The sequence below is a fragment of the Bacillus sp. UNC438CL73TsuS30 genome, assembly GCF_000482325.1.
Classification (GTDB): domain Bacteria; phylum Bacillota; class Bacilli; order Bacillales; family Cytobacillaceae; genus Neobacillus.
Genome location: NZ_KI535295.1, coordinates 1,466,017 through 1,489,330 on the forward strand (window position 1 = coordinate 1,466,017; position 23,314 = coordinate 1,489,330).

General features: G+C 36.0%; 24 protein-coding genes and 4 pseudogenes. 26 read left to right on the top strand and 2 right to left on the bottom strand.

Features of this window, described 5'->3' with window-relative positions; all coding sequences use genetic code 11:
• The first annotated feature begins 828 nt into the window (after nt 1-828).
• The 11 genes and pseudogenes from M028_RS0121255 to M028_RS30690 all read left to right on the top strand — a co-directional run bounded on the left by M028_RS0121255 (nt 829) and on the right by M028_RS30690 (nt 7,352).
• Nucleotides 829-1,146, top strand: a complete 318-nt coding sequence (locus M028_RS0121255) for a PadR family transcriptional regulator (RefSeq protein ID WP_026575644.1) — start codon at nt 829-831, stop codon at nt 1,144-1,146.
• Nucleotides 1,133-1,702, top strand: a complete 570-nt coding sequence (locus M028_RS0121260) for a DUF2812 domain-containing protein (RefSeq protein WP_026575645.1) — start codon at nt 1,133-1,135, stop codon at nt 1,700-1,702. The genes M028_RS0121255 and M028_RS0121260 overlap by 14 nt, the downstream gene beginning before the upstream one ends.
• 160 nt (nt 1,703-1,862) lie before the next feature.
• Complete coding sequence (locus M028_RS34100) at nt 1,863-2,153, top strand: hypothetical protein (RefSeq protein WP_442852796.1); 291 nt, start codon at nt 1,863-1,865, stop codon at nt 2,151-2,153.
• A gap of 318 nt (nt 2,154-2,471) precedes the next feature.
• Nucleotides 2,472-3,014 (top strand): dihydrofolate reductase family protein, encoded by a 543-nt coding sequence (locus tag M028_RS0121270; RefSeq protein WP_026575646.1) that lies wholly within the window; start codon nt 2,472-2,474, stop codon nt 3,012-3,014.
• Between the two features lie 56 nt (nt 3,015-3,070).
• Nucleotides 3,071-3,526, top strand: a complete 456-nt coding sequence (locus tag M028_RS0121275) for a GNAT family N-acetyltransferase (RefSeq protein WP_026575647.1) — start codon at nt 3,071-3,073, stop codon at nt 3,524-3,526.
• A gap of 503 nt (nt 3,527-4,029) precedes the next feature.
• Entirely contained in the window at nt 4,030-4,374 is a 345-nt protein-coding gene (locus M028_RS0121280; protein WP_026575648.1) for a PadR family transcriptional regulator, read from the top strand.
• Entirely contained in the window at nt 4,371-4,712 is a 342-nt protein-coding gene (locus tag M028_RS0121285; protein ID WP_026575649.1) for a DUF1048 domain-containing protein, read from the top strand. Before M028_RS0121280 ends, M028_RS0121285 begins: the two co-directional genes overlap by 4 nt.
• A gap of 65 nt (nt 4,713-4,777) precedes the next feature.
• Nucleotides 4,778-4,888: pseudogene (locus tag M028_RS32295) on the top strand (DUF1048 domain-containing protein); the annotation flags it as partial.
• Between the two features lie 171 nt (nt 4,889-5,059).
• On the top strand, nt 5,060-5,821 hold the full coding sequence (locus M028_RS0121290) for an ABC transporter ATP-binding protein (protein WP_026575650.1): 762 nt from the start codon (nt 5,060-5,062) through the stop codon (nt 5,819-5,821).
• Nucleotides 5,822-6,571: an ABC transporter permease gene (locus M028_RS0121295; RefSeq protein ID WP_026575651.1), complete on the top strand. Its 750-nt coding sequence runs from the start codon at nt 5,822-5,824 to the stop codon at nt 6,569-6,571. It begins immediately after the preceding gene.
• A 379-nt stretch (nt 6,572-6,950) separates the two neighbouring features.
• Complete coding sequence (locus tag M028_RS30690; protein ID WP_051591145.1) at nt 6,951-7,352, top strand: pentapeptide repeat-containing protein; 402 nt, start codon at nt 6,951-6,953, stop codon at nt 7,350-7,352.
• A 172-nt stretch (nt 7,353-7,524) separates the two neighbouring features.
• On the opposite strand, the gene M028_RS0121305 is transcribed toward M028_RS30690, so the two are convergent.
• Nucleotides 7,525-8,760, bottom strand: coding sequence for an IS110 family transposase (locus M028_RS0121305; RefSeq protein WP_026575652.1), 1,236 nt, complete (start codon nt 8,758-8,760; stop codon nt 7,525-7,527).
• Nucleotides 8,761-9,154: 394 nt separating this feature from the next.
• Between M028_RS0121305 and M028_RS33005 the strand changes: the two genes are divergently transcribed.
• Nucleotides 9,155-9,328 (top strand): hypothetical protein, encoded by a 174-nt coding sequence (locus M028_RS33005; RefSeq protein WP_155925706.1) that lies wholly within the window; start codon nt 9,155-9,157, stop codon nt 9,326-9,328.
• 157 nt (nt 9,329-9,485) lie between these two features.
• Nucleotides 9,486-9,992, top strand: coding sequence for a CBO0543 family protein (locus M028_RS0121315; protein ID WP_026575653.1), 507 nt, complete (start codon nt 9,486-9,488; stop codon nt 9,990-9,992).
• A gap of 173 nt (nt 9,993-10,165) precedes the next feature.
• Here the strand turns inward: M028_RS0121315 and M028_RS30695 are convergent, their stop codons facing one another.
• Nucleotides 10,166-10,873, bottom strand: a complete 708-nt coding sequence (locus M028_RS30695; protein WP_231510852.1) for an IS110 family transposase — start codon at nt 10,871-10,873, stop codon at nt 10,166-10,168.
• A 409-nt stretch (nt 10,874-11,282) separates the two neighbouring features.
• Between M028_RS30695 and M028_RS0121325 the strand changes: the two genes are divergently transcribed.
• From M028_RS0121325 to M028_RS0121385, 13 genes and pseudogenes are all read left to right on the top strand, one after another.
• Nucleotides 11,283-11,711 carry a hypothetical protein gene (locus M028_RS0121325; protein WP_231510853.1) on the top strand — a complete coding sequence of 143 codons (429 nt, stop codon included), beginning with the start codon at nt 11,283-11,285 and terminating at the stop codon, nt 11,709-11,711.
• A gap of 108 nt (nt 11,712-11,819) precedes the next feature.
• Nucleotides 11,820-12,875 carry a HupE/UreJ family protein gene (locus tag M028_RS0121330; protein WP_026575655.1) on the top strand — a complete coding sequence of 352 codons (1,056 nt, stop codon included), beginning with the start codon at nt 11,820-11,822 and terminating at the stop codon, nt 12,873-12,875.
• Nucleotides 12,876-12,934: 59 nt separating this feature from the next.
• Nucleotides 12,935-13,408 (top strand): annotated as a pseudogene (locus M028_RS33980) (MerR family transcriptional regulator).
• A gap of 41 nt (nt 13,409-13,449) precedes the next feature.
• A pseudogene (locus tag M028_RS0121340) lies at nt 13,450-13,680 on the top strand (winged helix-turn-helix domain-containing protein); the annotation flags it as partial.
• Between the two features lie 27 nt (nt 13,681-13,707).
• Nucleotides 13,708-13,998 (top strand): annotated as a pseudogene (locus M028_RS0121345) (sensor histidine kinase); the annotation flags it as partial.
• Nucleotides 13,999-14,070: 72 nt separating this feature from the next.
• Entirely contained in the window at nt 14,071-14,667 is a 597-nt protein-coding gene (locus M028_RS0121350; protein ID WP_026575659.1) for a DedA family protein, read from the top strand.
• Nucleotides 14,668-15,017: 350 nt separating this feature from the next.
• Nucleotides 15,018-16,193 (top strand): MGDG synthase family glycosyltransferase, encoded by a 1,176-nt coding sequence (locus M028_RS30700; protein WP_035424246.1) that lies wholly within the window; start codon nt 15,018-15,020, stop codon nt 16,191-16,193.
• Nucleotides 16,194-16,247: 54 nt separating this feature from the next.
• Nucleotides 16,248-16,793 carry a hypothetical protein gene (locus M028_RS0121360; RefSeq protein WP_026575660.1) on the top strand — a complete coding sequence of 182 codons (546 nt, stop codon included), beginning with the start codon at nt 16,248-16,250 and terminating at the stop codon, nt 16,791-16,793.
• Nucleotides 16,794-17,357: 564 nt separating this feature from the next.
• Complete coding sequence (locus tag M028_RS30705; RefSeq protein WP_051591147.1) at nt 17,358-18,542, top strand: MGDG synthase family glycosyltransferase; 1,185 nt, start codon at nt 17,358-17,360, stop codon at nt 18,540-18,542.
• 23 nt (nt 18,543-18,565) lie between these two features.
• Entirely contained in the window at nt 18,566-19,255 is a 690-nt protein-coding gene (locus M028_RS0121370) for a polysaccharide deacetylase family protein (RefSeq protein ID WP_026575661.1), read from the top strand.
• A gap of 719 nt (nt 19,256-19,974) precedes the next feature.
• Complete coding sequence (locus M028_RS0121375) at nt 19,975-20,889, top strand: DMT family transporter (protein ID WP_081810815.1); 915 nt, start codon at nt 19,975-19,977, stop codon at nt 20,887-20,889.
• A 125-nt stretch (nt 20,890-21,014) separates the two neighbouring features.
• Nucleotides 21,015-21,443, top strand: coding sequence for a MarR family winged helix-turn-helix transcriptional regulator (locus M028_RS0121380; protein WP_026575663.1), 429 nt, complete (start codon nt 21,015-21,017; stop codon nt 21,441-21,443).
• 207 nt (nt 21,444-21,650) lie between these two features.
• A complete protein-coding gene (locus M028_RS0121385; protein ID WP_026575664.1) occupies nt 21,651-23,285 on the top strand; it encodes an MFS transporter in 1,635 nt (544 codons plus the stop codon).
• Nucleotides 23,286-23,314 lie beyond the last annotated feature (29 nt).

Below are 23,314 nucleotides of genomic sequence, written 5' to 3' on the forward strand. Positions count from 1 at the left end.
CGCCAGTAAATTGAGTAATTACAATATAAATCCCCCGATAATACTTTAATTATTTACAGAATCAGCATAGCGTCCATTCACCGCTTAATTACGTATTTAAATAACGATCACCTTTACGTCACCTTAGCCGGTGGCGTTTTTATTTTTTGTACAAGCATTCTACAAACTTCCGAATAAATTGAAAGTACAAGCTATAATGGGGGTGATGAATAAAGCAGGAATAATCTGTTACTCTAAAAAGACTTTTAGGCAAAAGGGAGAACCACAATCTGAAGTGGTTTTTCCTTTTCGAATCCACAGAATCCTGATCATGAATTGATAATATCGAAAATCTGAAAAGAAATATGAGTTATGAACTACAAAAATATAAATGTATTTCTGTTGATGATGAAATGATTAATCACTTAAATGAGCATTTACCTATTATAAGAACCTACTTTCATTCGCTTGAACGCCCAGAGTTTGGGTTAGCTTACTAGGGAATTACCATTATTCCACCTGATTTTTTATCAATTGAGCTAACGAGCAGGTTATTGAAGATTCTGCTGCCATCGATGCAGCATTTTTTATTGTGATAACGGGAGGTTAGTTGAAGATAGATGTTTAACTTATGTTCAACAATGCGGTCATTTAATTGAATAAGACTACACCAAAATTCGCTTTCCCTTACTTACGGAAAGCGATTTTTTTGATTGATATTTCCCTTGTTATCGAACTTTACTTTAAGATCTTTTGACCAATTTTGAAAATGTAGTTGATTATTCAGTTGAACTGCATATGATATTATTAAGTTGAACTATATAGCTGAACTGAATAAAGGGTGAGGATATGAAACATAAATTATTACCGTTGACTGAAACCATGCATTATATTTTATTAGCTCTGCGTGAACCACTCCATGGCTATGCCGTAATGCAGAAGATAGAAGAGATAAGTAAAGGTACTGTTATTTTAGCAGCTGGTACATTATACGGTGCGATTGAAAACTTGAATAAGCATGGTTGGATTGAACCTGTTGGAGAGTCAGGTCGGAGAAAAGTTTATATGATAACTACAGAAGGAAGTTCAATTTTGAAAATGGAACAAAACAGGTTATTGCATATTTTATCGCTGTACGAAGGAAGTGAATCGAATGAAGAAATTTAAGATATTTTTTGATATTGAAAAAGAAGAGAAATGGCTGAATGAGCAATTACAAAAAGGCTATCGTTGTACAAATATTAGTGGATTAGGAATATATACTTTTGAAAAGACCAACAAGAGATATGTGATGCGACTGGATTATCAAGATTATTTATCAAAGAAAAAGTTCAAAGATTACAAAGGGATATATGAAGACTTCGGTTGGATTTATATAAATGGCTCCTGTCTTGGTGGAATTCGATATTGGCAAAAAGTAGATGATGATCAAAATGAAATTTTCTCAGATCGCCAATCGAAGAGTAATTATTATAAAAGATTGATGGGTTATTCATCTGGTTTAGGTCTACCGTTATTGTCTATTTCTTACATGCTTTACAAAGATACAGGTTTATATTTAGCCGAAGGTCTTTGGAGTATGAAAGGTGCATTATTTTGGAAAGCATTTTTATTTGAAACTCCATTTGCCCTTTTGAGGTTGCTTCCCGCCCTTATGGTTGTTTTCTTTGGCAGCAGTTTCTATAAAGCTTATCGCAAGTATTCAATGTTAAAAGAAAAATAATGCTAGGCGGATAATAATGAACTTTTTTAATCCATAGAAGTAATGGTAAAATTTCCTATATGGGTAATCGGTATTTTTTTCCACTTTAGAAGGGGTGTTGATTGCCGCAGCCGCCGCAAACTGTGGGTCTACCAATCACTTGGATTTGTTTGTCCCTTTGATGGCTCTTATTGTCGGTGCTCATTTCTTTCCTCTAGCGCACCTTTTCCAGGTTAAGATCCATTATATTTCGGGTACTCTTCTCTGTCTGCTTTCTGCAATCACACTTCTAACTTTGCCTGTGGGAGTTACCTTGGGAAATCATCAAATTATGGTATGGTGGACAACTATCGGTTTTGGCTCTGTCCTGATATTGTGGGGGACCGGGGTGGCAGTTTGGCTTACAGGCCATAGACTGATGAACAAGGCTCTGAATGGGTGCAAAGAAGCTGAGGTATCTATCAGGTTTTAATTTAGCCTTTTAGATAAATAAATTATTACTATCACTAAATGGTTATGTAAAATGGGCAGATAAAGAAATGTGCTTTTCTTATTTAGCAATCGGGAGCTTTCGGATAAGAGCTTAATTTTCATTCAAGGGCCATATTGCTGTAAAAAAACCAAGGGAATTTGGATAATTATGATAAAGTAGAGATTGTGAAGGACTGTACTTAAGGTAACGGGAGTTAGTGAAAGAAGAATGAATTTTAATTTCGAGAATATATAGGAAATAATATAAGTTTTATAGAAAATAGTTAGAAAGCCCGTTTTTAAAGGGAGGGATTTTTGAATGGCAAAATTGATTTATCATATAGCAATTACACTTGATAATTTTATTGCAGATTTGAATGGAGTAGCTGACGATTCTATATTTTTAAATCAGGGTGATCATGTTACAGATTTCATATCCGATATTCAACAATATGATGCGGTATTAATGGGGGGAAAAACGTATGAATACGGCTTTCAATTCGGTCTTAAGCCGGGTGAGCCTAGCCCATATAAGTTGAAGCATTATATTTTCTCAAATTCAATGCAGTTTGAATCAAACGATGAAGTGAAATTAATTAAAAATAACGCGGTAAGCTTTATTCAAGATCTCAAAATGAAGGAAGATGGAAAGTTGTGGCTCTGTGGGGGAGGTAAATTGGCGGGTTCATTACTTCAACATAAACTTATTGATCAATTAGTCTTAAAAGTTAACCCTGTAATGATTGGCACGGGGATACCTCTATTTGGCAGTGTTAAACCTCGTTTGAATTTGGAATTAGTTGACATGAAACAATATTCGAACGGAGTCCTTAAATCAACGTATAATATCAATTATTCTTAGAGATAAAGGTGAAAATCAAGTGCCCTTAGTTATTATAATATACGAGGAGTAAGAAGATGGAATTACAGACAGAAAGACTTAAAATCGTTCCTTGTACAGATGAATTATTATCAATGATTTCAACAGAAGAATACAAAATTGGCCCTCATATAAAGATGTTTTTGGAGAAACTTAGAGAGGATTCTACTCAATTAGGTTGGGGTGTATGGCTAGTTATCAATAGAGAAAACAATACGATTATTGGTGATATTGGATTTAAAGGTAAACCTAATTCAGAAAATACGGTTGAAGTAGGATATGGAATCATACCCTCAGCACAAAACAAAGGTTATGCAACTGAAGCCGTAAATGAAATTATTAAGTGGGCGTTTACAAATGTAGATGTAGATAAAGTAGTTGCTGAGTGCCTACATGATAATATTCCATCCATTAAAGTGTTAGAAAAGTTGAATATGAATAAAATTGGAACAGTGAATGATATGTTAAAATGGGAATTAAAAAAGGTGAGATGACCACAATTTAATCATTTTAATATTGGAGCTATCTGTATGGAAATTAATGAGAAATGTTTGAAGCCCTACATTGCTTAATGGAAACTCAAGATGGTAAATACTATTTCATTTTTTAATCGCAAAAGAAAATTAAATTTCAAATAAAACTTTTTCAAGAAAAGGGCGCCATTCTTCAGTAAGAATTGCGCTCTTTCTTTATGTTAAGGACCAGATTGTTGAGGAACATAGTCAATAAAGAATGGATATTTATGTTGAAAAATAGATTGTGAAGGAATTCGCTTAAACGTGGCAGGTTAGTGGAAAAAAAGTCTTAGCTGTCACTTTTGATAAAAACACCTTTGATGCCGTAAAAATGGGCTCTTTTGACGAAAAGTTTTATTGACAAGAGAGGCTATTCAGTAATACTATATACTAGTAATCAGTAATACTGAATATCTGTATCACAAAATACCTGTGTTACAGAGTACTGAAAAATATAAGTCAAATACAAAAGGAAGATTAAATTGGAAAATATCACGGAAATGCTGAAAGGGGTGCTTGAGGGCTGTGTGCTTGAAATCATCAGCCGTGGCGAAACTTACGGCTATGAAATCACGCAACAGCTGCGAGAACTTGGCTTCTCTGATGTGGTTGAAGGCACAGTTTATACGATTACAATAAGGCTTGAGAAAAACAATCTGGTGGACATCGAGAAAAAGCCATCCACTATGGGACCGCCGAGAAAATTTTACACCCTCAATGCGGCAGGTCAAGAGCAACTTAAAATTTTTTGGAAAAAATGGGATTTCATCTCAAGTAAAATGAACGAACTTAAAACTAAAATAAAATTAAAAGGAGAAGTAATATGAGTATTTTTGAAAAAATTATCGGAAGTTTGGATGACAAGCGGGAATGGAGGGCGATGGAGGCGCGTGCGAAGGCACTTCCAAGTGAGTACCGCAACGCTTACAAAGCTATCCAAAAATATATGTGGACTGCTGGTGGTGGTCCTACCGACTGGAAGGACAGCAGCCGTATCTTTGGCGGTATTCTAGACCTCTTCGAGGAAGGAGCAGCGGAAGGCAAGAAAGTCACTGACCTTACGGGCGAGGACGTGGCTGCTTTCTGCGACGAGCTAGTGAAGGATGAGCAAACTTGGAAGGATAAATATCGCAAGAAGTTGAATGATACGATTGGTCGTGGCTAACGGAGAAATCCTAGTGGATTTTCGCCTAGCATCGACACTAACGACGCAAAACATCACTGGGGACTGAAGAAGTGGCTTCCTTTGCCGACGAACTAGTGGCAAACGCTAAAACCTATGTCGACAAGTATCGTGAAGATTTTAACCTGAGTATCATGAAGCGATTGGGAAAAAAGTAAATTCAATAGATAATTTCGACTGAATAGCAGGTTACTAATGTAATGTGTCACCTTCACTATTCAGTTATATTTTTAATCCGGTAGTAAGTAATACAGAATATCAGTCTGACAGAGTAGTGGGGTTTATCCAATCTAGCGCCTTGCTGCGCTTATTACAAGGAGGAAAAAAGTATGAGCAAAGCTGCTATTTCTGTAAAAGGGTTAAAAAAATCCTTTAAAGATAAGGAAGTCTTAAAGGGGGTGGATTTTGAGGTGCGGCGTGGTGAAATCTTCGCACTATTGGGCTCAAATGGAGCGGGCAAGACGACGACGGTCAACATCCTCTCGACGCTGATGAAGCCCGATGATGGCGAAGTAGGTATTTGCGGCTTTGACGTCCAGCGTCAACCGGATCATGTTCGCCAAAGTATTAGCCTGACAGGGCAGTTCTCTAGCTTAGACGGCATGCTCACAGGAAGGGAAAACCTGATGATGATCGCCAAGTTACGGGGAGTTTCCAATCCCGCTCAATTCGTCGACAATCTGCTTGCAAGATTCAGCCTGCGTGACGCGGCCAACCGCCGGGCGGACAAATATTCCGGCGGGATGAAGCGCCGGCTTGACATCGCCATGAGCCTTATTGGGACCCCAGCAGTCATTTTTCTCGACGAACCGACGACAGGTCTAGACCCCGAAGCGCGGATTGAAGTCTGGGATACCATTAAGAAACTTGCCGTCGGCGGCACGACCATCTTGCTGACGACCCAGTACCTGGAGGAAGCTGAACAACTGGCGGACCGTATCGCCATCCTGCATGGCGGAAAAATCATCACGACCGGTACCCTTACCGAACTCAAAGAGATGTTCCCTCCAGCGAGAGTGGAGTACATCGAGAAGCAGCCGACATTGGAGGAAATTTTCCTAGCGATCATCGGCAAAAAGGAGGAGATGTAAATGAAAAACAAAACAGGGGTATTACTAGGGCGTTTAATGCGCAACATCATGCGCAGCCCGGATACGATTATTACGGTGACGATTACGCCGATTATGATGATGCTGCTGTTTGTCTACGTATTTGGCGGAGCTATAGAGACAGGCACGGACAACTACGTCAATTATTTATTGCCGGGAATCTTGCTGATGGCTATCGCTTCCGGCGTCGCTTACACTTCCTTGCGGCTTTTTAACGATGTAAAGAGCGGATTGATGGCGCGTTTCATTACCATGCCCATCAAGCGCTCGTCGATATTGTGGGCTCACGTGTTGACCTCGCTTGTTTCTAATGCGCTTACTGTCGTGGTGGTTATCCTCGTCGCGCTCTTGATTGGCTTCCGTTCCAGCGCTGATATCTTGGATTGGCTCGCGGTAGCTGGGATACTCGGGTTGTTTACGCTAGCGCTGACATGGCTTGCGGTCATTCCCGGATTAACAGCGAGGTCTATGGAAGGGGCGACAGCCTACTCATACCCGCTAATTTTCCTGCCGTTTATCAGTTCGGCCTTTGTCCCTACCGAAACCATGCCTAAAATTGTCCGTGCGTTCGCTGAGAACCAGCCTGTGACTTCAATCGTGAATGCGATTCGTGCCCTCTTGTACGAAGGGTCTGTTGGCAATAGTATCTGGATTGCGCTTGCCTGGTGCGTCGGCATCATGGTCATCGCTTATTTCTTCGCCAGTATACAATTTAAACGCCAGGTAGGGTAAGGACACCATTATGGAATTTTAGCCATATCAATAGTCAGCCGCTGCGATGAATGCATTTGCTTCATATGGAAGACTGCTTAAAAGCGGTTCAACCATCGATGAAATAATGGAAATCCTCAAATATGGTGTGGTTGGTGGCGGCTCAATCACTTATACAACTAAAAGTTGCCATAAAAATAAAGTTTGTTAATAATTGTACTTAAGTGAACGGGTTCGATTGTTCAATAAGAGCAATCGCTTTTCTGGTTCCACGAAAGGGCAGGTTAATTGAACGATGATTATACAGTTTTGATGAATTTCGTATAAGTAAGGTAGAAATATAAAAGAAATAATATAGAATTAGTTGTATATAAAAAATAATAGGTTGGGGTGTAATCATATGAAATTAGAAAATGAGAAAGATACTTTAACAGTAAGTTCTTCTTATCTTCGTAACTCTGTTTTTGAACATAGTGACCTCTCTGGATTGAAAATGAATGATGTAAATTTGACAGGGATGGAAATTATTGATGCTAATTTAAGCGATATTGTAATTGATGGTGCTCAAATTGGAGGAGCGTACTTAAAGAATATTGGTATGCCCCCAGAAGGACATCCATTGTACGACGACTGTAAGAATATTATCCAACGACCAGTAAGATTTGAAAATTGTGATTTTAATCATAGTAAAATTACAAATTGTAATTTAGCCAATGTGGAGATTAATGAGTGTAATATTGCGGGGATGAAAATAAATGGAATTTTAATTGAAGATTTACTTAAGCGATATAATTCCAAATAAATGTTAAAAAAGTTTGTGTAGAATTGTACTTAAGCTAAACCAGCTAATAGTTTGTCAACATTTTTCACTAAAAAACTTAAATTACCCATGTTATACTAAAAATGTGCATGCCAAATAACCTTCTGTTATACGGTTTCTGGAAGGTTTTTCTGTATTTAGTTAGAAATAGCTTCTAAGCTATATCTTGGAAAGTGGTTTTGTTTTTTAATATGGCAAATATCCAATGTAAGAGCTTATTAACACAAGCAATAACTGCTACTTTATACAATTTACCTTCACTGCGTTTCTTATCGTAAAATTCTCTTAATCTCTTATTTCTAGGGATAATCTCATCACTTGTTTTCTTTTTACGAGCGTCACGTATTCCAGCACGAACAGCCAAATACAAGGCATGCCGTAGTCTGCTTGAACCACGCTTTGTAATTCGTACCAGAGTGGCTTTAAATTTACCAGATTCAAATACTTCTGGATCAACTCCAGCGAATGCAACTAGCTTTTTAGGATGATTAAACCGATCTATCTCGCCGATCTCAGAAATAATCGGTGCCGCGATTTTTTCACCAATACCGGGGATAGATTGGATAATCTTATATTCTTCAATTTCTTTAGCGAGAGTGTCTATCTCTGTCTCTAACTTTGATAGATGCTCTTTATATTGAAGAAGCATATCAATATACATATTCATGCTTAATAAATGACTTTTGTACAAAGTTTCTTGAAATGGATTGCGAGCAGCCGCATTCTTAAGTTTTTGTACCTTTTCATTTACCCATTTTTTTGATCCATGTTTATATAACCCTTTTATCCCATTAGCCAACTCATCTTCACTAACTGCTAAGATATCTTCTGAGGTAGGGTATTTTTGTAGGGTAAGTAAAGATACTACAGAGTATAACTCACCAAAAACGCCCTTATATTCAGGAAATACTTGATCTAATACTGCTTGAAATTGTAATTTGGTTTGTACATATATCTCGGTTATATTCGCATGTTGCCTTGTAAGATTACGAAGATTTAAGAGTCGTATCCCACGCTTTTTATAAGGCTCTAACTCCTCTTTATAGTAAAGCTCGCAGAGGCGGTAAGCATCAACTGCATCTGTTTTCACTTTTCGTAAACTTGAACTTTTGGCTCTATGGGAAATCAATGGATTAACGATTATTAATAAATAATTACGCTCCTCCAAATACTGAACAACTGGAGCATGATAATGCCCTGTAGCTTCTAATACAACCGGAGGTTGTTGACCAGTTAAATCTTTTATTTCCTTAAGAAACTTAAGTAATAATTCTAATCCTTCGAGATCATGCCGGATACTAAAGCTTTTACGATAAGGTTTTCCCTTTTCTAAAAATCCTTGAACTTCACTTTCCCCTTTTGAAACATCCAGACCAACGACTGGATTCATTCTAAATCTCCTCCTCCAAATAATTATTGCCGGTTACCTCTAATTCTTCTTGTAGTATCATAGCTTCGCTTGTTATGCGAGATCATAGTCCCAACCAGCCTCAAACATGTTTCTACAAGTAGAGGGCGAACGGTTTAGCTGACGGGGTCTTTGCCCCACGGGTGCTTACGTTCTACCCCGGCTACATAGATATAATAAGACCATATAAAATATGGTCAACCAGAAATATCTGGCTAACCATATAATACGAAGGGTGCTTGGGTTTAAGACTGGGATGGCTGCGGCGTCCCTTTTTTTATTGCACTTACGAGAGGCCATTTTAAGAAGAACAAAATAAACGTCACCCGTTTTATGGTAATGTTAAAGTAGTTTATTTATAAGGGGCGACAAGGTTGTGGGGATTATTTTAACATTATTTTACGGATTTGTTGGTTTAGTCGTTCTATTTCTTATAATTGCATATGCAGTTAGTATTGGTATTGATAATTCTAAACAAGTTAAGGCTTTAAGGTCCGAACTTAAAGAAATAAAAAACCTACTTAAAGATTTAGATGAAAATGTGAAATAACTTTGTGTTGTTATTCAAGGGGGCTTGAGTTGAAAACGGTGATCGCTGCGGCGGTCTTTTTTCTAGTTAAGCTAAAGGTGTAGGTTAGTGGAAAAAGGCTCTAGTAAATTCCTGTTAATTGGAGAGAATAGGAATATCATTTTTTAGGATGGATTTTATGTATATTTTAACTAATATTTTATACTTGTTAGCAGCATTTAAATGGGGAGATTGGAGGAATTGGAAACTTTATTATCCGACAATACTCTTCTTAATTATTGGTGATTTTCTATATAACTTTCTCCTCTATAAAAAATCAATGTGGTTGTTTCACGATTTAATCTTACCTAACCATACAATTATTACAATTTTAGCTATGGTCGTTTCTTATTCTGCAACCGTATTAATATACCTAGGGAGGTTCCCAGAGGAATGGAATAAACGTTTAGTATGGTTTTTATTCTGGGTAGGAATATACTTATCTGTTGAGTATATAAACAGTAAGTTTGGATTTATTACATACCATAATGGATGGAATATGTGGTGGTCTGTTCTATTTACAGTTATTATTTTCGTTATCTTACCCATACACCAAAAAAGACCTCCGTTAGCTTGGCTTTTATCAATACTAATAATAGTATCACTGTTAAGCATCTTTAATGTAAAAATTAGTGAAATGAAATAAAAACTACAACAGTCTTTTTGAATTGAGTTTGTGAAAAATTGTACTTTAACTACCATGAAAATTAACTTCTGTCAGATCCGAAAAATGGCAATACTTAAATAGACGCAGCTCATTCATTAAAAAAAAAAGAGCAGGGAGCCTGATCAAGGTGTTAATGGACAACGAATAATAGATTAAGATGCTTCGGTAATTGTCACTGTATAACCTAAGTTTTCTAGTCTTCGAACCGAATGGCGTACAATAGATGCTTGTTTTTGTTTATCAAAATAATCTTCGCCTAAGTCAACGTACATTTCTTTTCTGGTTAGAAGGTAATATGCGATTCGCAACATCGCATGGGCGACTACAATTGCTGCTTTTTTCTTTCCTTTTCGTCCAGCTGTGCGTCTATAAAGCGCTCCGAGATAGTTTTTTGACCCTCTTACAGATTGAGCTGCTTCTGTTAATGCGGATCTTAAATACTTATTTCCCTTTTTTGATCTGCTAGATTTCCTTTTACCTGCGCTTTCATTGTGTCCAGGGACCAAGGCTGCCCATGAACACAAATGTGCGGCAGTCGGGAATTGGTTTCCAACGTCCGTACCAATTTCAGCTAAGATTTGTTCAGCCATTCTTGTGGCGATACCAGGGATGGAATCGAGTCGTTCTAAATCTTCTTGATAAGTGCTTACTCTTTTAGCTATCTCTTGGTCTAACATTTCAATTTGCTCTGTTAGAAAATCAATGTGAGTTAAAATCGTTTTTAACATTAAGCGTTGGTGTGGGTTAACATAACCCTGAAGTGCCAATTCAAGTTCTTCTTTTTTCCTTTTCATTGTACGACGAGCGAAGTTTGCTAGTTTTTCAGGGTCATCTTCACCATCTGCGATTGCTCGAAGCATATCTTTCGATGAAACACCCATAATATCAGATACGGATTAATCTACCATGAGTGCTCCCCGTAAGGGAGCGACAGTTTGTGGTGCACCGTGGTCGTTGGAGTCAGACTAACGGATGGGCTCTAAGGCACCATAGTTCATCGACCTTCCTCTCCCAGCCTTAGAACAAGTATGGACGGATTCAATACATTTTCATTCTTTGTGGTGAAGAGCTGGTTTTTAGCGATTCATGGATGGCTGGCGTGATGGAGGAAGTGACTTCTGGCCAGGTGAATATTCTAAAACATAAGTAAAAGCAGAGAAAAATTATCAAGATGTAATGGAAAACCTTCGTAAAGGTAATGTATTTGTTACCACGGGTGACCTGAATTCAGAACTTGATGTTAAAGTACAAGCAGGAGGTAAATCACCATTGCATGCAGTGGCAAAAGGAAATACAGCATCAATCGGTGAAACACTTACACTTCCAAGTAAGAAATCTGATGTAACAGTAACCGTTCGTATCAAAGATCCAAACACTGCGAACTCTCACGGGGATAAGCCAAATGTTCAACGTGTTGATTTAATCATGGGAGAAGTTAAAGGGAAAGGGGAAGACCGCACAACTGCTTCTAATCCTACAACAAAAGTCGTAAAACGTTTCACAGAAAGTGACTGGAAAAAAGACGGTGATTACATCACCATTACTTATACTTTAAAAGATGTGGACAAAGATAGCTATATTCGTTTACGTGGTACTAACACTGATCAATTAGAACCAGCAAAAGATCCTAAAGGTGAAAATCCATGGAATGATCTTTGGTTCTATTCAAACCCAATTTTCATCAAATCAGATAAGTAAAAGGGTAAAATGAAAAAATGACGAGGGGGTTTTAAAAACTCCTCGTCTTTAAATTATCTTATGCCAAGACATATTTGGAAGAAAACAAAAGAAATGGACGTGTACATAATGAAAAAGTTATGGTGCTTTATTTTTCTCCTATTACTTTCATTTAGTTCTTTCCTTCCTTCCCCAGCATTTGCTCATACCAACAACAGTGAAGGTTTTATTACCATTGAAGTTAAAAACAATTCATTGGATTATGAATTAAAGCTTGATTTGGAGAAGTTGGGACATTCTCTTAATAAGGCTACGGATCAAAAGGAGTTAATTGACCATAAGGTATTGCAGCATTATATCAATTCCCATATCAAGCTTTATGCAGACAGCGGATTGGTTGAGGGTAGCGTATTAAAAACGGATATAGAGATGATCAAGGAGCGTCCGTTTGCCGTTATAAACATAGCATATAAAACCAACCATGAACCAGAAAAACTAGTAGTCGAATATAATATGTTTATGGATGATTCTGACCCAAGTCATGCAAATTTTGCAACAGTAAAAATGGACGGGAAACAACAAGAAAAGATTTTGACATTCGAATCAAGGGATTTTGAGATTGGTAAAATAAGTTTCTTGCAGAATGCCAAACAGTTTTTGGTGCTTGGCTTAAAACATATTTTTACAGGGTATGACCATATTCTGTTTGTCATCAGTTTGCTTTTTGGAGCAAAAACGATTCGACATATTCTTTCCTTAGTTACAGCCTTTACAATTGCACACAGTATTACTCTGGCTTTGGCAACTTTAGATATTGTTCACCTACCAACCAGATTTGTAGAATCTGCTATTGCTTTAAGTATTATTTATGTAGCACTTATGAATATTTTTAATCAGGACTCAAAACACCAGCCATGGCTTGCCTTTGCTTTTGGGTTAATTCATGGATTCGGATTTGCAGGAATTCTTTCAGAAATGAGATTAAATACGAACCATATGGTTACTTCACTTGTATCTTTTAATATCGGGATTGAAATCGGTCAATTATTAATCGTTTCTGTAACATTTCCGCTCATTTTGTGGATGAAGAAATTAGCCCTAAAACCAATTAAATGGGTTATCCCTGGTACCTCATTGGCCATATTAGCATTTGGAATGGTATGGTTTATTCAACGAGCTTTTTAAAATCTATTGTAAAATATAAGGAATATCCACTTGAGGGCAAATAGGGGAGTTTTTATAAAATGAAAGAGTATTTTACAATTGGTGAAATATCAAAGCTATTCCAAGTCAAAATTGCAACTCTAAGGTATTATGATGAGATTGGTCTTTTACGTCCAGAATTTATCGATGAAAAAAACAACTATAGATACTATTCAACACATCAGTTTGATAGGTTAAATTCAATAAAATATTTGAGAGCTCTAGATTTACCAATAAGCGAGATTATAGATTTTTTCAACTATCGGGAAATTGATACTCTTGTTGAATTGTTAAAAAAGCAAAAGGAGGAAGTTGCCAAAAAAAGAGGGAATTGGAGTTAATTGAAGCTAGGATCTCACGCCCATATTGCAAATTGAAGATGCTGCCACAACAAAAAGCATCATTATGTCCTGATAGACGACTCTTTTGAAATAACGCTAATTGATTATGGCATTACGAATGATATTGACAAATATGTGACGGAAATATTATTGCCGTACACCCGAAATGAATGATAAAAACCACTTGACCCTCTAGTGATTAGTTAACGCCCAAGGAGTATGATTTCTTGGTTTATTTAGTAATCAATAAAAATAAAGTTGTTACACGAGAGAACATTATCAATAATATTTGGGGATACGAGTTCGAGGGCGAAACCAACGTTATGGATGTTTTTATTAGCCACCTAAGACAAAAAATTGAAGAGGGTTTCTCGAATCAATTAATTACTACGGTCAGGGGAGTAGGTTTTACCATAAGAAGATTACAACAAAAATTAATCTTTTAACGACTACTTGGATGCTGTGCAGACAATGCCATGAAATATCGTATTGACAAAATCGATGTGTTTTTAGAAAAAAATGACCAACATGCCATCATGAGAATAAAAGATTATGGAATCGGCATCTCAGAAGGCGAGATTAATAATATTTTTGAGCGGTTTTACCGTGTAGATAAGGCAAGGAGCAGGGAAACAGGTGGTTCGGGTTTAGGATTGCATATTGCCAAAGGTATCATAAAACTGCATAAAGGAGAAATTAACATTAAAAGTAAAGAAGGGACAGGAACAGAGGTAGTATTATTTCTACCAATTTTACATTCTTAATGCCAATTGGCTGCTGATTATTTAAGCAGCCTCTATTTTAAAGAAATTATTAAAATAAGGTGGGAATAATTTGTGCAGCATATTGATTTCCTAATTGAACATTTTGGTTATTTTGGTATCATTATCGTACTAATCGGGGGAATTGTAGGCCTTCCAATACCTGATGAGGTTCTCTTAACCTATATCGGCTATAATGTCTTTCAAGGTAAATTAACATACATACTTTCTTTATTAAGTGCTTTTATAGGAGCGGCAGGCGGAATTTCTCTAAGTTACTATATTGGCAATAAATTTGGAATGCCCTTGTTAAAGAAGATTGGACCGAAATTTCACATCACTGATCGGAAAATCCATTTGACAAGGGATTTATTCAGTAAAATCGGTCCTCCACTATTATTAATTGGATATTTCATTCCTGGTGTTCGCCATCTTGTAGCTTATATTGCTGCTATAAATAACTACCCTTTTAGAAAATTTATTGGCTTTGCTTATTCCGGTGCATTTTTATGGAGTTTTACTTTTATCACTTTAGGTAGAAAATTAGGAGAAAATTGGAATCAAGTTGATTTTTATGTATCAAAATACAGCCTTTATGTAATTTTGTTCTTTTTAGTCGTAGTAATAATTTTTTATTATTTTTGGAGAAGAAGAGTTCAAAATGAATTTTAAGAAGTAAATATTAAAAATGTAACAACATAGAGTTTGATAAATTGATAAAATTTCAAAAAAACCTTGATTGGCTTTACTGCCTTTCGAGGTTTTTTATGGTTAAAAATGATTGATAATGGTTTTGGAAGGGAATAGAAAATAACAAATTTCATTTTGAGGAAATTGTCTTAACATGTTTCTTAATATAATTTGGTATAACCTGGAAAACGGGATGTCCTAACCCCACTTGAAACCTTAAAAATACCCTTATTTTATCATTAGGAATTTATTAAAAAGGGAGTTTTTAAAGAAATTAGTGATACAGTGAAAGAGAACAAATCCTAATAAGCAATTAACAGGAGATGATCAAAATGAAAAAGGTTTTGTTTTTACCATTCTTACTGATGCAATCAGGACATCATCAAGTTGCTGATGCATTGATGGATATATTGAAAAGGGAAACAGACGAAATTACTGTTAAAAAAATAGACTTGCTAAGTTATACAAATCAATCTTTAGAGAAATTGATTACAAATGGCTATCTAAAATGGATTCGATACGCACCAGAGATCTACGATCTTGCATATAAAAAGTTCTTTTATGGATCAACTACCAAAGAACATTCATTTAAATGGTATCATTATTTCTTTTTGAAAAAAATGGAACAATTGCTAATGGAGGAAAACCCCGACTTAATCGTTTGTACACATGGTTTTCCATCATACCTTCTTAGTCAATTAAAAAGGAAGGGGAAAAATAACATACCAAACATAAATGTGTATACTGATTTCTTTATTAATAATGTTTGGGGAAGAGAAGAAATCGATTTTCACTTTCTTCCTAGCCAGGATGTAAAAGAAGAACTTAGAAAAAATTTTCAAATACCTGATAAAAATATGATTGTTACTGGGATCCCGGTTCATAAAGAAATTACCAAAAAAACAAAGTTACAAATCAATAGAACTCTTCCCAAAATATTAGTGGCGGGGGGGAGTAATGGTTTGGGAGACATTTTAGAACTACTAGAAGGAGTAAAACAATCTACCCAAGCTGAGTATTTTGTACTTTGTGGTAAAAATAATAAATTGTATGAAGAAATTCTTTCGTGGAAATTAGCTCATATTAAACCACTGTCATATATTTCATCAAGGTCAGAAATGAATCATATTTATGATGAAATGGATGCAATTGTTACCAAACCCGGTGGAGTTACCATTAGTGAAGTGCTGCAAAAGAGGATTCCGATTTTTATTCACTCTGCACTTCCGGGGCAAGAAGAAATAAATCAAGAGTACTTAATAAATAAAGGCTTGGTTTTTGAGCTTAAAAAGCAAAAGCCCTTCGAACAAGAATTGTTAGGTATTCTGAATGATTCCAAAAAAGTTAATCAATGGGAGAACTCAATTAATTTTTATCAAAAGGGGATTGAAATTGAAGGAACATGGGAAATAGCTGAAAAAATAAAATGCATTCTTGAATCCAAGATTAAAAGTATACAATCAAGCAAATTTGTTCAATCGAAAGCTTTTCGTGTTGCTAAGGCATAAGAAAGAAAATGTAGTACTTCTGAATTTGGTAAAAAAGATTTGGAGGGATTTAATATGCATATTTCAAAAGTATTTATTGGGAATATAGAAATTCCTATAAAAAATGGAACGTTAGGTTTAGTTAAATATGGAGATGTGGCTACAATTGAAGTGGAGCTCGAAGTACATCCAACCATAGTGAGCTTTATTGAAACATTTGGTTTTGAAAAAGAAAAAGTCACGATTTATTTTAGAGGTCATACAGAAATTATTGGGAATTTTGATATACACTCAAGAATATCAAGTATTTTGTTTACAAGTAATATAAAAGAGGTAGAAGGAGTTGACGATCTATCTATTCTACCAAATAAAAAAAAGTCTATACTCCTTCATTCTGTTGAGGGAATTTCTTTAGAGAAGGAATTTAAGACAAAACAAAAATCAATGCTAATTTCCTTTTTAACATCGTTACTTGAAATTGAAATAGATAAGGAAAACCGTATATTTATCAACACATTACGAGAAAAAATAATAAAGGGAGAAAGTCTAAATTCATTTGATCGGTATATTAAGGATGAAATTTATTATAATTTGGAAGAGGCTATGGCTCAAAAATTATAAATAGTTTTTATATACTTCTATTTCCAAGTAAATATAGTTCTAGGTTATTGTCCTTTAATTCGATTAATTTTAACCAATCCCTAGCGTCGCTAAACGTTGCCGATTCCCGATTATTTCAATTCTTTTTTAATGGAAATCAACCATTCTCGAAAATTAACAAACTGTTTTTCAAACACTGAATAAAAAAGGCGATTCTTTAATGTACTGGAAATCGTCTTTTTGGTGTGTTAAATTGAGTTGTTTATTTACTTTTTGTCCAACCGCCGAGTAATGGCATTTTAAACCCCCAAAGACAGTCTCGATATCTTCAAAGTGAAAAAATTCTTCCTGATCGGGATTATGATCTACCCAAAAACCTACCCTTTCTGAAAATCATTAGATTCACTACTTTTGCCTTTTTAGAGACCACGTGTACGGGTCGGATGGCTTCTTTGGTGATAATTAAAGGTTGTCTATATATGGCAGTATCCGTATAAATAAAAATGCAGAACAATTGGCAATAGTAAGGTATGTACTCGATATGGTGGATAAGTATAAAGATACCTTTTTAAGGAGTGGAAATCGATGAAGGTAGCAAAAAAGGAAAAGATTTTAATTCTAACTGGAAATTATGGAGAAGGTCATGTTCAAGTTGCCAATGCTCTAAATGAAGCTATACAAATTCGATTTCCTACCTTAGAATCTATAATTGTTGATTTTATGGAATGGGTCCACCCCTATTCTAATCAGGTAAGCCGTTTCTTATTTCTGCAGGGAGTGAAAAATTTTCCGGAAATCTATGGCTATATTTATCAAAAGACACGCAAGATGAACACTTTTTCCAACATGATGAAGAAGTTTTTATCAACTGGAATTGGACGAATGAAAACATTAATCGATGAAGTTCAGCCAACCGTTGTAGTCAGTACCTTTCCATTAGCGGCCGCAGTGATGTCAAAGTTAAAATCCTATGGTTTAAGCAATGTGATAACCATGACAACGATTACCGATCACACCGATCATAGCAGCTGGATTTATCCTAATACAGATCAATATTTGGTAGGCTCTAATGCAGTCCGTGAAGCACTGATAAAATTAGGTGTGGAAATCGATCGGATTACAGTTTCAGGGATTCCGATTCGGCAGCAATTTTCTCAAACCTTTCATCGCGAGAAAATTTGCGAGAAGTATGGTTTAGATTGTAATATGCCTACGGTTTTGGTAATGGGAGGAGGTTATGGCCTGATTGGGGATGGTGGTTCCACGTTTCAAAGGTTTGAAGAAATACCCAAGCAAGTACAATTATTTATTGTTTGTGGTTATAATGAAAAACTTCAAATGCAATTGAAAGAAATGCTAAAGGGTTCCAAACATCTGGTTCATGTGACTGGTTATATACATTATGTTCACGAGATCATGGCCATTTCAGATGTTATGATTACAAAACCGGGAGGAGTCACTACGTTTGAGGCAATTGCCATGAAATTGCCTATGTTGCTTTATAAACCAATTCCTGGTCAAGAGCAGGATAACGCTAAATTTTTAGTTTGTTCCGGTGTAGCAATAGAGGCCAAAAATGAGCGTGAATTAACCGATCTGTTAACCAAATTACTGTGCAATGTAAAACTACTTCAAGAGATGAGGGAGAATTCAAAACGATTTCATCCTAAAGAAGCTGCGTTTGCATTGGTTAAAGTCATTGAGGCAATTAATCGTACAAAGGAAAAACAGTATCCTATAAAGGATTTTATGTATTCGCTTAGTTATTAAGTCAATAAAGGAGCGTGCATTAAATGAGTAAGATTCTTCTTCTGGTCGTTCTCTTACTGACATTGTACTGGTTGATTCCGTTTATCCTGACTGCCGGTATGGGGATCGGAGTATTAAAGCGGAAAGAATCATCTGAGAAGATTGCTTTTACTTTTGATGATGGACCCAATCCGGTTTATACGCCGCAGCTTTTGGATTTGTTAAAGATAAACAATATAAAAGCAACGTTTTTTGTAGTTGGTTCTAAATCAGAAAAGTACCCGGAGGTGATCGCAAGAATTCATTCGGAGGGACATTTAATTGGAATGCATAATTACGTTCACAAATCCAATTGGGTTATGGCTCCGTGGACACTTCGAAGGCATTTAAGAATGACGGCTTCCATTATAGAAAAAATTACCGGGGACCGTCCTTTTTATTATCGCCCGCCATGGGGATTAGTAACGCTATTTGATTTTCTTCTAATGAAACAATATAAAATCATCCATTGGTCGGTCATGGCGGAAGATTGGCGAATACAAGGGGGCAGTGAAAAAGTTAAGTCAAGGTTACTACAGAAAATAAAAAAGGGGGATGTCATCCTTCTGCATGATAGTGGAGAAACCATGGGTGCGGATGAAGATGCTCCACTGAATACCATCCATGCATTAAAAGAAGTCTTTAAAGAACTATCAAGACAGGGTATGACTTATGCAAGAATTGACGAATTATAGTACCAGAACCGACCACTTGGCTTTAATCCTAAAAAAGGTATTGTTGCAGAAAATTGGTGTGACCATCGTTCCCTGAACCGGTAAAAAACTTCCCATTAAATATGTACCTGTGAACCTAACCAATTTATTATCTGCCTTCTGAAGTGCCCAAAAATGTTTCTGTCATTTATTCAAATTCATTCCTACGGTCTCTGAAAAAGTCGTAGAAATACCTTACATTTTCAAGTTCCATCCATCTATAGGTTCTCAAAAGGGGAGCGTCAAGATTAAAGATTTTAGCATCTAGTGTTCCCAACATAAATGGCGAATGTGTCGTTATAACAAAAACGGGGGCAAGAGTTCAACAAGGGGCTGCGGAGGTGGTTATTTTTCTTGTTCCCCTAATGGGGAGGGAGTCCAAGAAGGAACATTATTCCAAATAGTAGAATAAATTATGTAGGTATAGGTACCATAGGTAAGAAAGTAAATAAGCTTAACATTAGAAATAAATATGTAGATATCAAAAAAGCTGAAGAGAACTTAATTGATTTTTAAAAAAACAAAATAGAACATCCATAGGATTTATTGATAAAATCACAAAGGCACAAGCTTATGTAAGAACGCATAAAAGAAATCAATTATAACCATAAAATATTTAAATTAGTTATAAGAAAACATTTAGTATACTATTAAACCTAACAAGTATTTTTCTAAATTTATATAGTACGAGGGGAGATAAAGTGTCTTCAAGGAAGAACGTCATCTTGGCCGATTTATCATTATTAGGAATTGCGATTGCTTGGGGATATGTCTTTGTACTTACGAAAGACCTACTGGATGAAACGTCCCCGTTATTTCTAAATGCAGGTAGATTTCTTTTTTCAGTAATTATCCTATGGTTTTTTAAAGGGAAAAGTGTGAAAAAAGCAGGTTGGCATGTGTGGAAAAAAGGATTGCTCTGTGGGATACCATTATGGTTGGGGTTTACATCGCAGACAATAGGGATTGAAAGCACAACACCAGGGAAAGCAGGAGTCCTTACAGGGACTGTCGTAATCATTGTCCCTTTCCTTTATTTCGTGTTTTTAAAGGCTTCTGTACAAAAAGGAGTAATCATTGGAAGCATCTTTACTTTTTTTGGACTAGCAATACTCTCATGGGATGGAGGTTCGATGAGGGTCAATACCGGTGACCTTTTGGTGCTATTATGTGCGGTATTTTTTGCAGTTCACTTTCTTGCGGTTGATTGGGTCTATAAACAAAGCAATTCTTTTGATGATTTGGTTTTCATAATGATTCAGCTTTTGGTTGCTGGAGTCATGAGTATTCCGTTTGCATTTTGGTTTGAACCGCTACCAAGTTCTCTTAGCTCGCATGGTTGGTTTGCTTTTGGATTTGATACCCTGATCGGGACGCTGCTTGCCTACATTGTTCAAATGAAAGCTCAGCAGTATTCACCGCCAACACATGTAAGCTTGCTTCTTTCACTCGAGTCGTTTTTTGCTTTTTTATTTTCTTGGTTGTTATGGGGAGAAGTGCTGACAAGAAATATTCTAATTGGGGTTTCATTTATTTTACTTGGTGTTTTTATGACGGAATTTCTTAATATTGTAAGACCAATTAGAGAATCGCCATTGGTGAGTGATTCTACTTAATAGGATGATGAACATAACGAGCGTTTGAGATGAGAGAAGCAATTTACAACAATATATTTGTTAGTATAAAATCAATTTGACTAAAATAAGTACAACAGTTTTACTTTATAAGGGGGTAGGACTTTTTGAATCAGGACTCACTGCAATCGATTGAATATGAAATAGCCTTGTTAGTTCGGCTTACAACAGCATATAGTCCTAAACTAGGTGATTTGGATCGATCAGAGTATCTTATCTTAAGTGAAGTTAATGAAAATGGAGCCTTGGCAATTAATGTCATTGCTGAAAAACTAATGTTAAACATATCTACAGCGAGTAGACAGGTTGGTACTTTAGAATCCAAACAATATATTAAGCGTTTCCCAGATCCCGACAATGGAAGGATAAGTCTTATTGAACTTACGAATAAAGGACGAGAAATCCTCAATATTGTTCAAAAATCCCGATATAACTTTTATTCAGAAGTACTCCAAAACTGGTCAAGAGTGGAATTAAAACAACTTGAAGATAATTTAATTCGATTAAATAAAGATTTTAAAAATAGAAAAGGATAATAGTTCATTTAAAAAATAAAAAATATGGAATAACAAGGGATTGTGACAAGGCGTCACGGTCTTTTTTGTTGTAAAAGCTATTATTATATAAAATTTTTACATTGATTTTTTTAAAAACTATATTGTATAATACAACTTGTATTATACAATATAACAATAGGGAAAATGTTAATAAACAATTTTTTTAAAATGAAGGGAGGAAATTGGATGAGTCAGCAGATGAATCCGGCAGCTTCCGATAGTGCAAAGGTTGCTGTCCCGCAATATTTGATCATATCCATCTTAACGATACTGGCGATTGGTTCACAGTATTTTTCTAATTTGTCTTACATTCTAAACCAAGGTATTATCCAAAATGGGCTGAAACTAAGTTCCAATCACTTACTATATCCATCTACTTTATCGAATTTGGCATTTGCGTTAGGTGTGCCATTTGGTCCAGTATTTTCAAGGAAATTTCGATTACGACGAAATTACTTAATGTTTATTTTTATTTTTTTATGTGGCTCTATCATTTCTACGATCTCTCCTGGTTTAGTCATTCTACTTATAGGGAGAATTATTCAAGGCCTAAGTGCAGGTATTCTTTTCTTAACCATTCTGCCTGCTAGCCTAAGGTCTTTCCCTAATGCGATCCGAAATACCTTTTTGTTTATGGTTATTACAGGATTATTTGGATCAAGTGCAATTGGAGCTCTATTCGGCTCCATTTCATTACGAGCGGATGCATGGCGTTGGTTGTTTTTTCTAAATATAATCGCATCACTATGCTGTTTAATTATTGGTTTTTTCGGTTTACCTAAACAGGAAGAGCATGGACATGATTATAGTCCTGTCGATAAAACAGGAGTGTTTTTGTTTAGTCTTTTAATGATTGTATTAGCATTTCCGCTATGTAACCTTATAGAAAAAGGATTTACCTCTTTATATGTTTGGCCATTCTTTCTTGTAGGGCTAATATTGTTAATTTTATTTATCTATGTGGACATAAAAGCAGAGACACCATTGGTTCCATTTGGCACATTAAAGGCCTCCAAACCTATTTCTGGTACCATCATGGCTGTAGCATCTCATATCTCTCTAATCGTTGCGATTGCAGGGGTTAACGGATTTTTGCGCAATAATATGAACCTTCCCTTTTTATATCTAAGCCATTTTTATTTTTGGTTCTTTGTAGGAATCTTGTTTACCGCCATATTTAAAACCCTATTTTATGATAAATTGGGTGCCGGTATACTCGGAATTATCGGGTCCATTGCCGTTTTATATGTGAGTCTCAAGTGGATGGTGATTAATTCAGAAACGACTTTACCATCTTTGTATTTTCAAGTTGCTTGTCTTGGAGGCGGAATCAGCATGACTCTCGTTTCTGGTGCTCTTGGAACAGCATTAGCAGGTGATATTCATAAGGCATCGATGAGGTCGACAACCTTGCACTCAATCCGAAATTTTATCGGTGCTATTATATCACCAATAATCGGATGGTTTTTAACCAGACAAAATGCGCAAAATTATGAAGATATTAGAGGGCAGATAGACCCAAATGGTTCTGAGTATAGATGGGAAATGACAAAATTAATTCGATCCTCCATGGGAGAACACTTATCTTTATCAGAGGCAAAAAGTACAGCAGCGTTTGAACTGGTCGCAAATTCTAAAAGGTCTGCTGTATTAGGGGCCTATCATGATTTGTTTACGATATTACTTGTACTAAGTATCGTCATGCTTGTTGGCTCAATCGGAAAAACTTGGACTGGAAAAGGACGGTCATTGGTTAATAAACAAAAGAGAATGCGTATACCAGCTCCAAAAGAAAAAGATGGAATGGAGACATCGGTTTAAATAGATTTTAACTATATAAATTGTAAGGA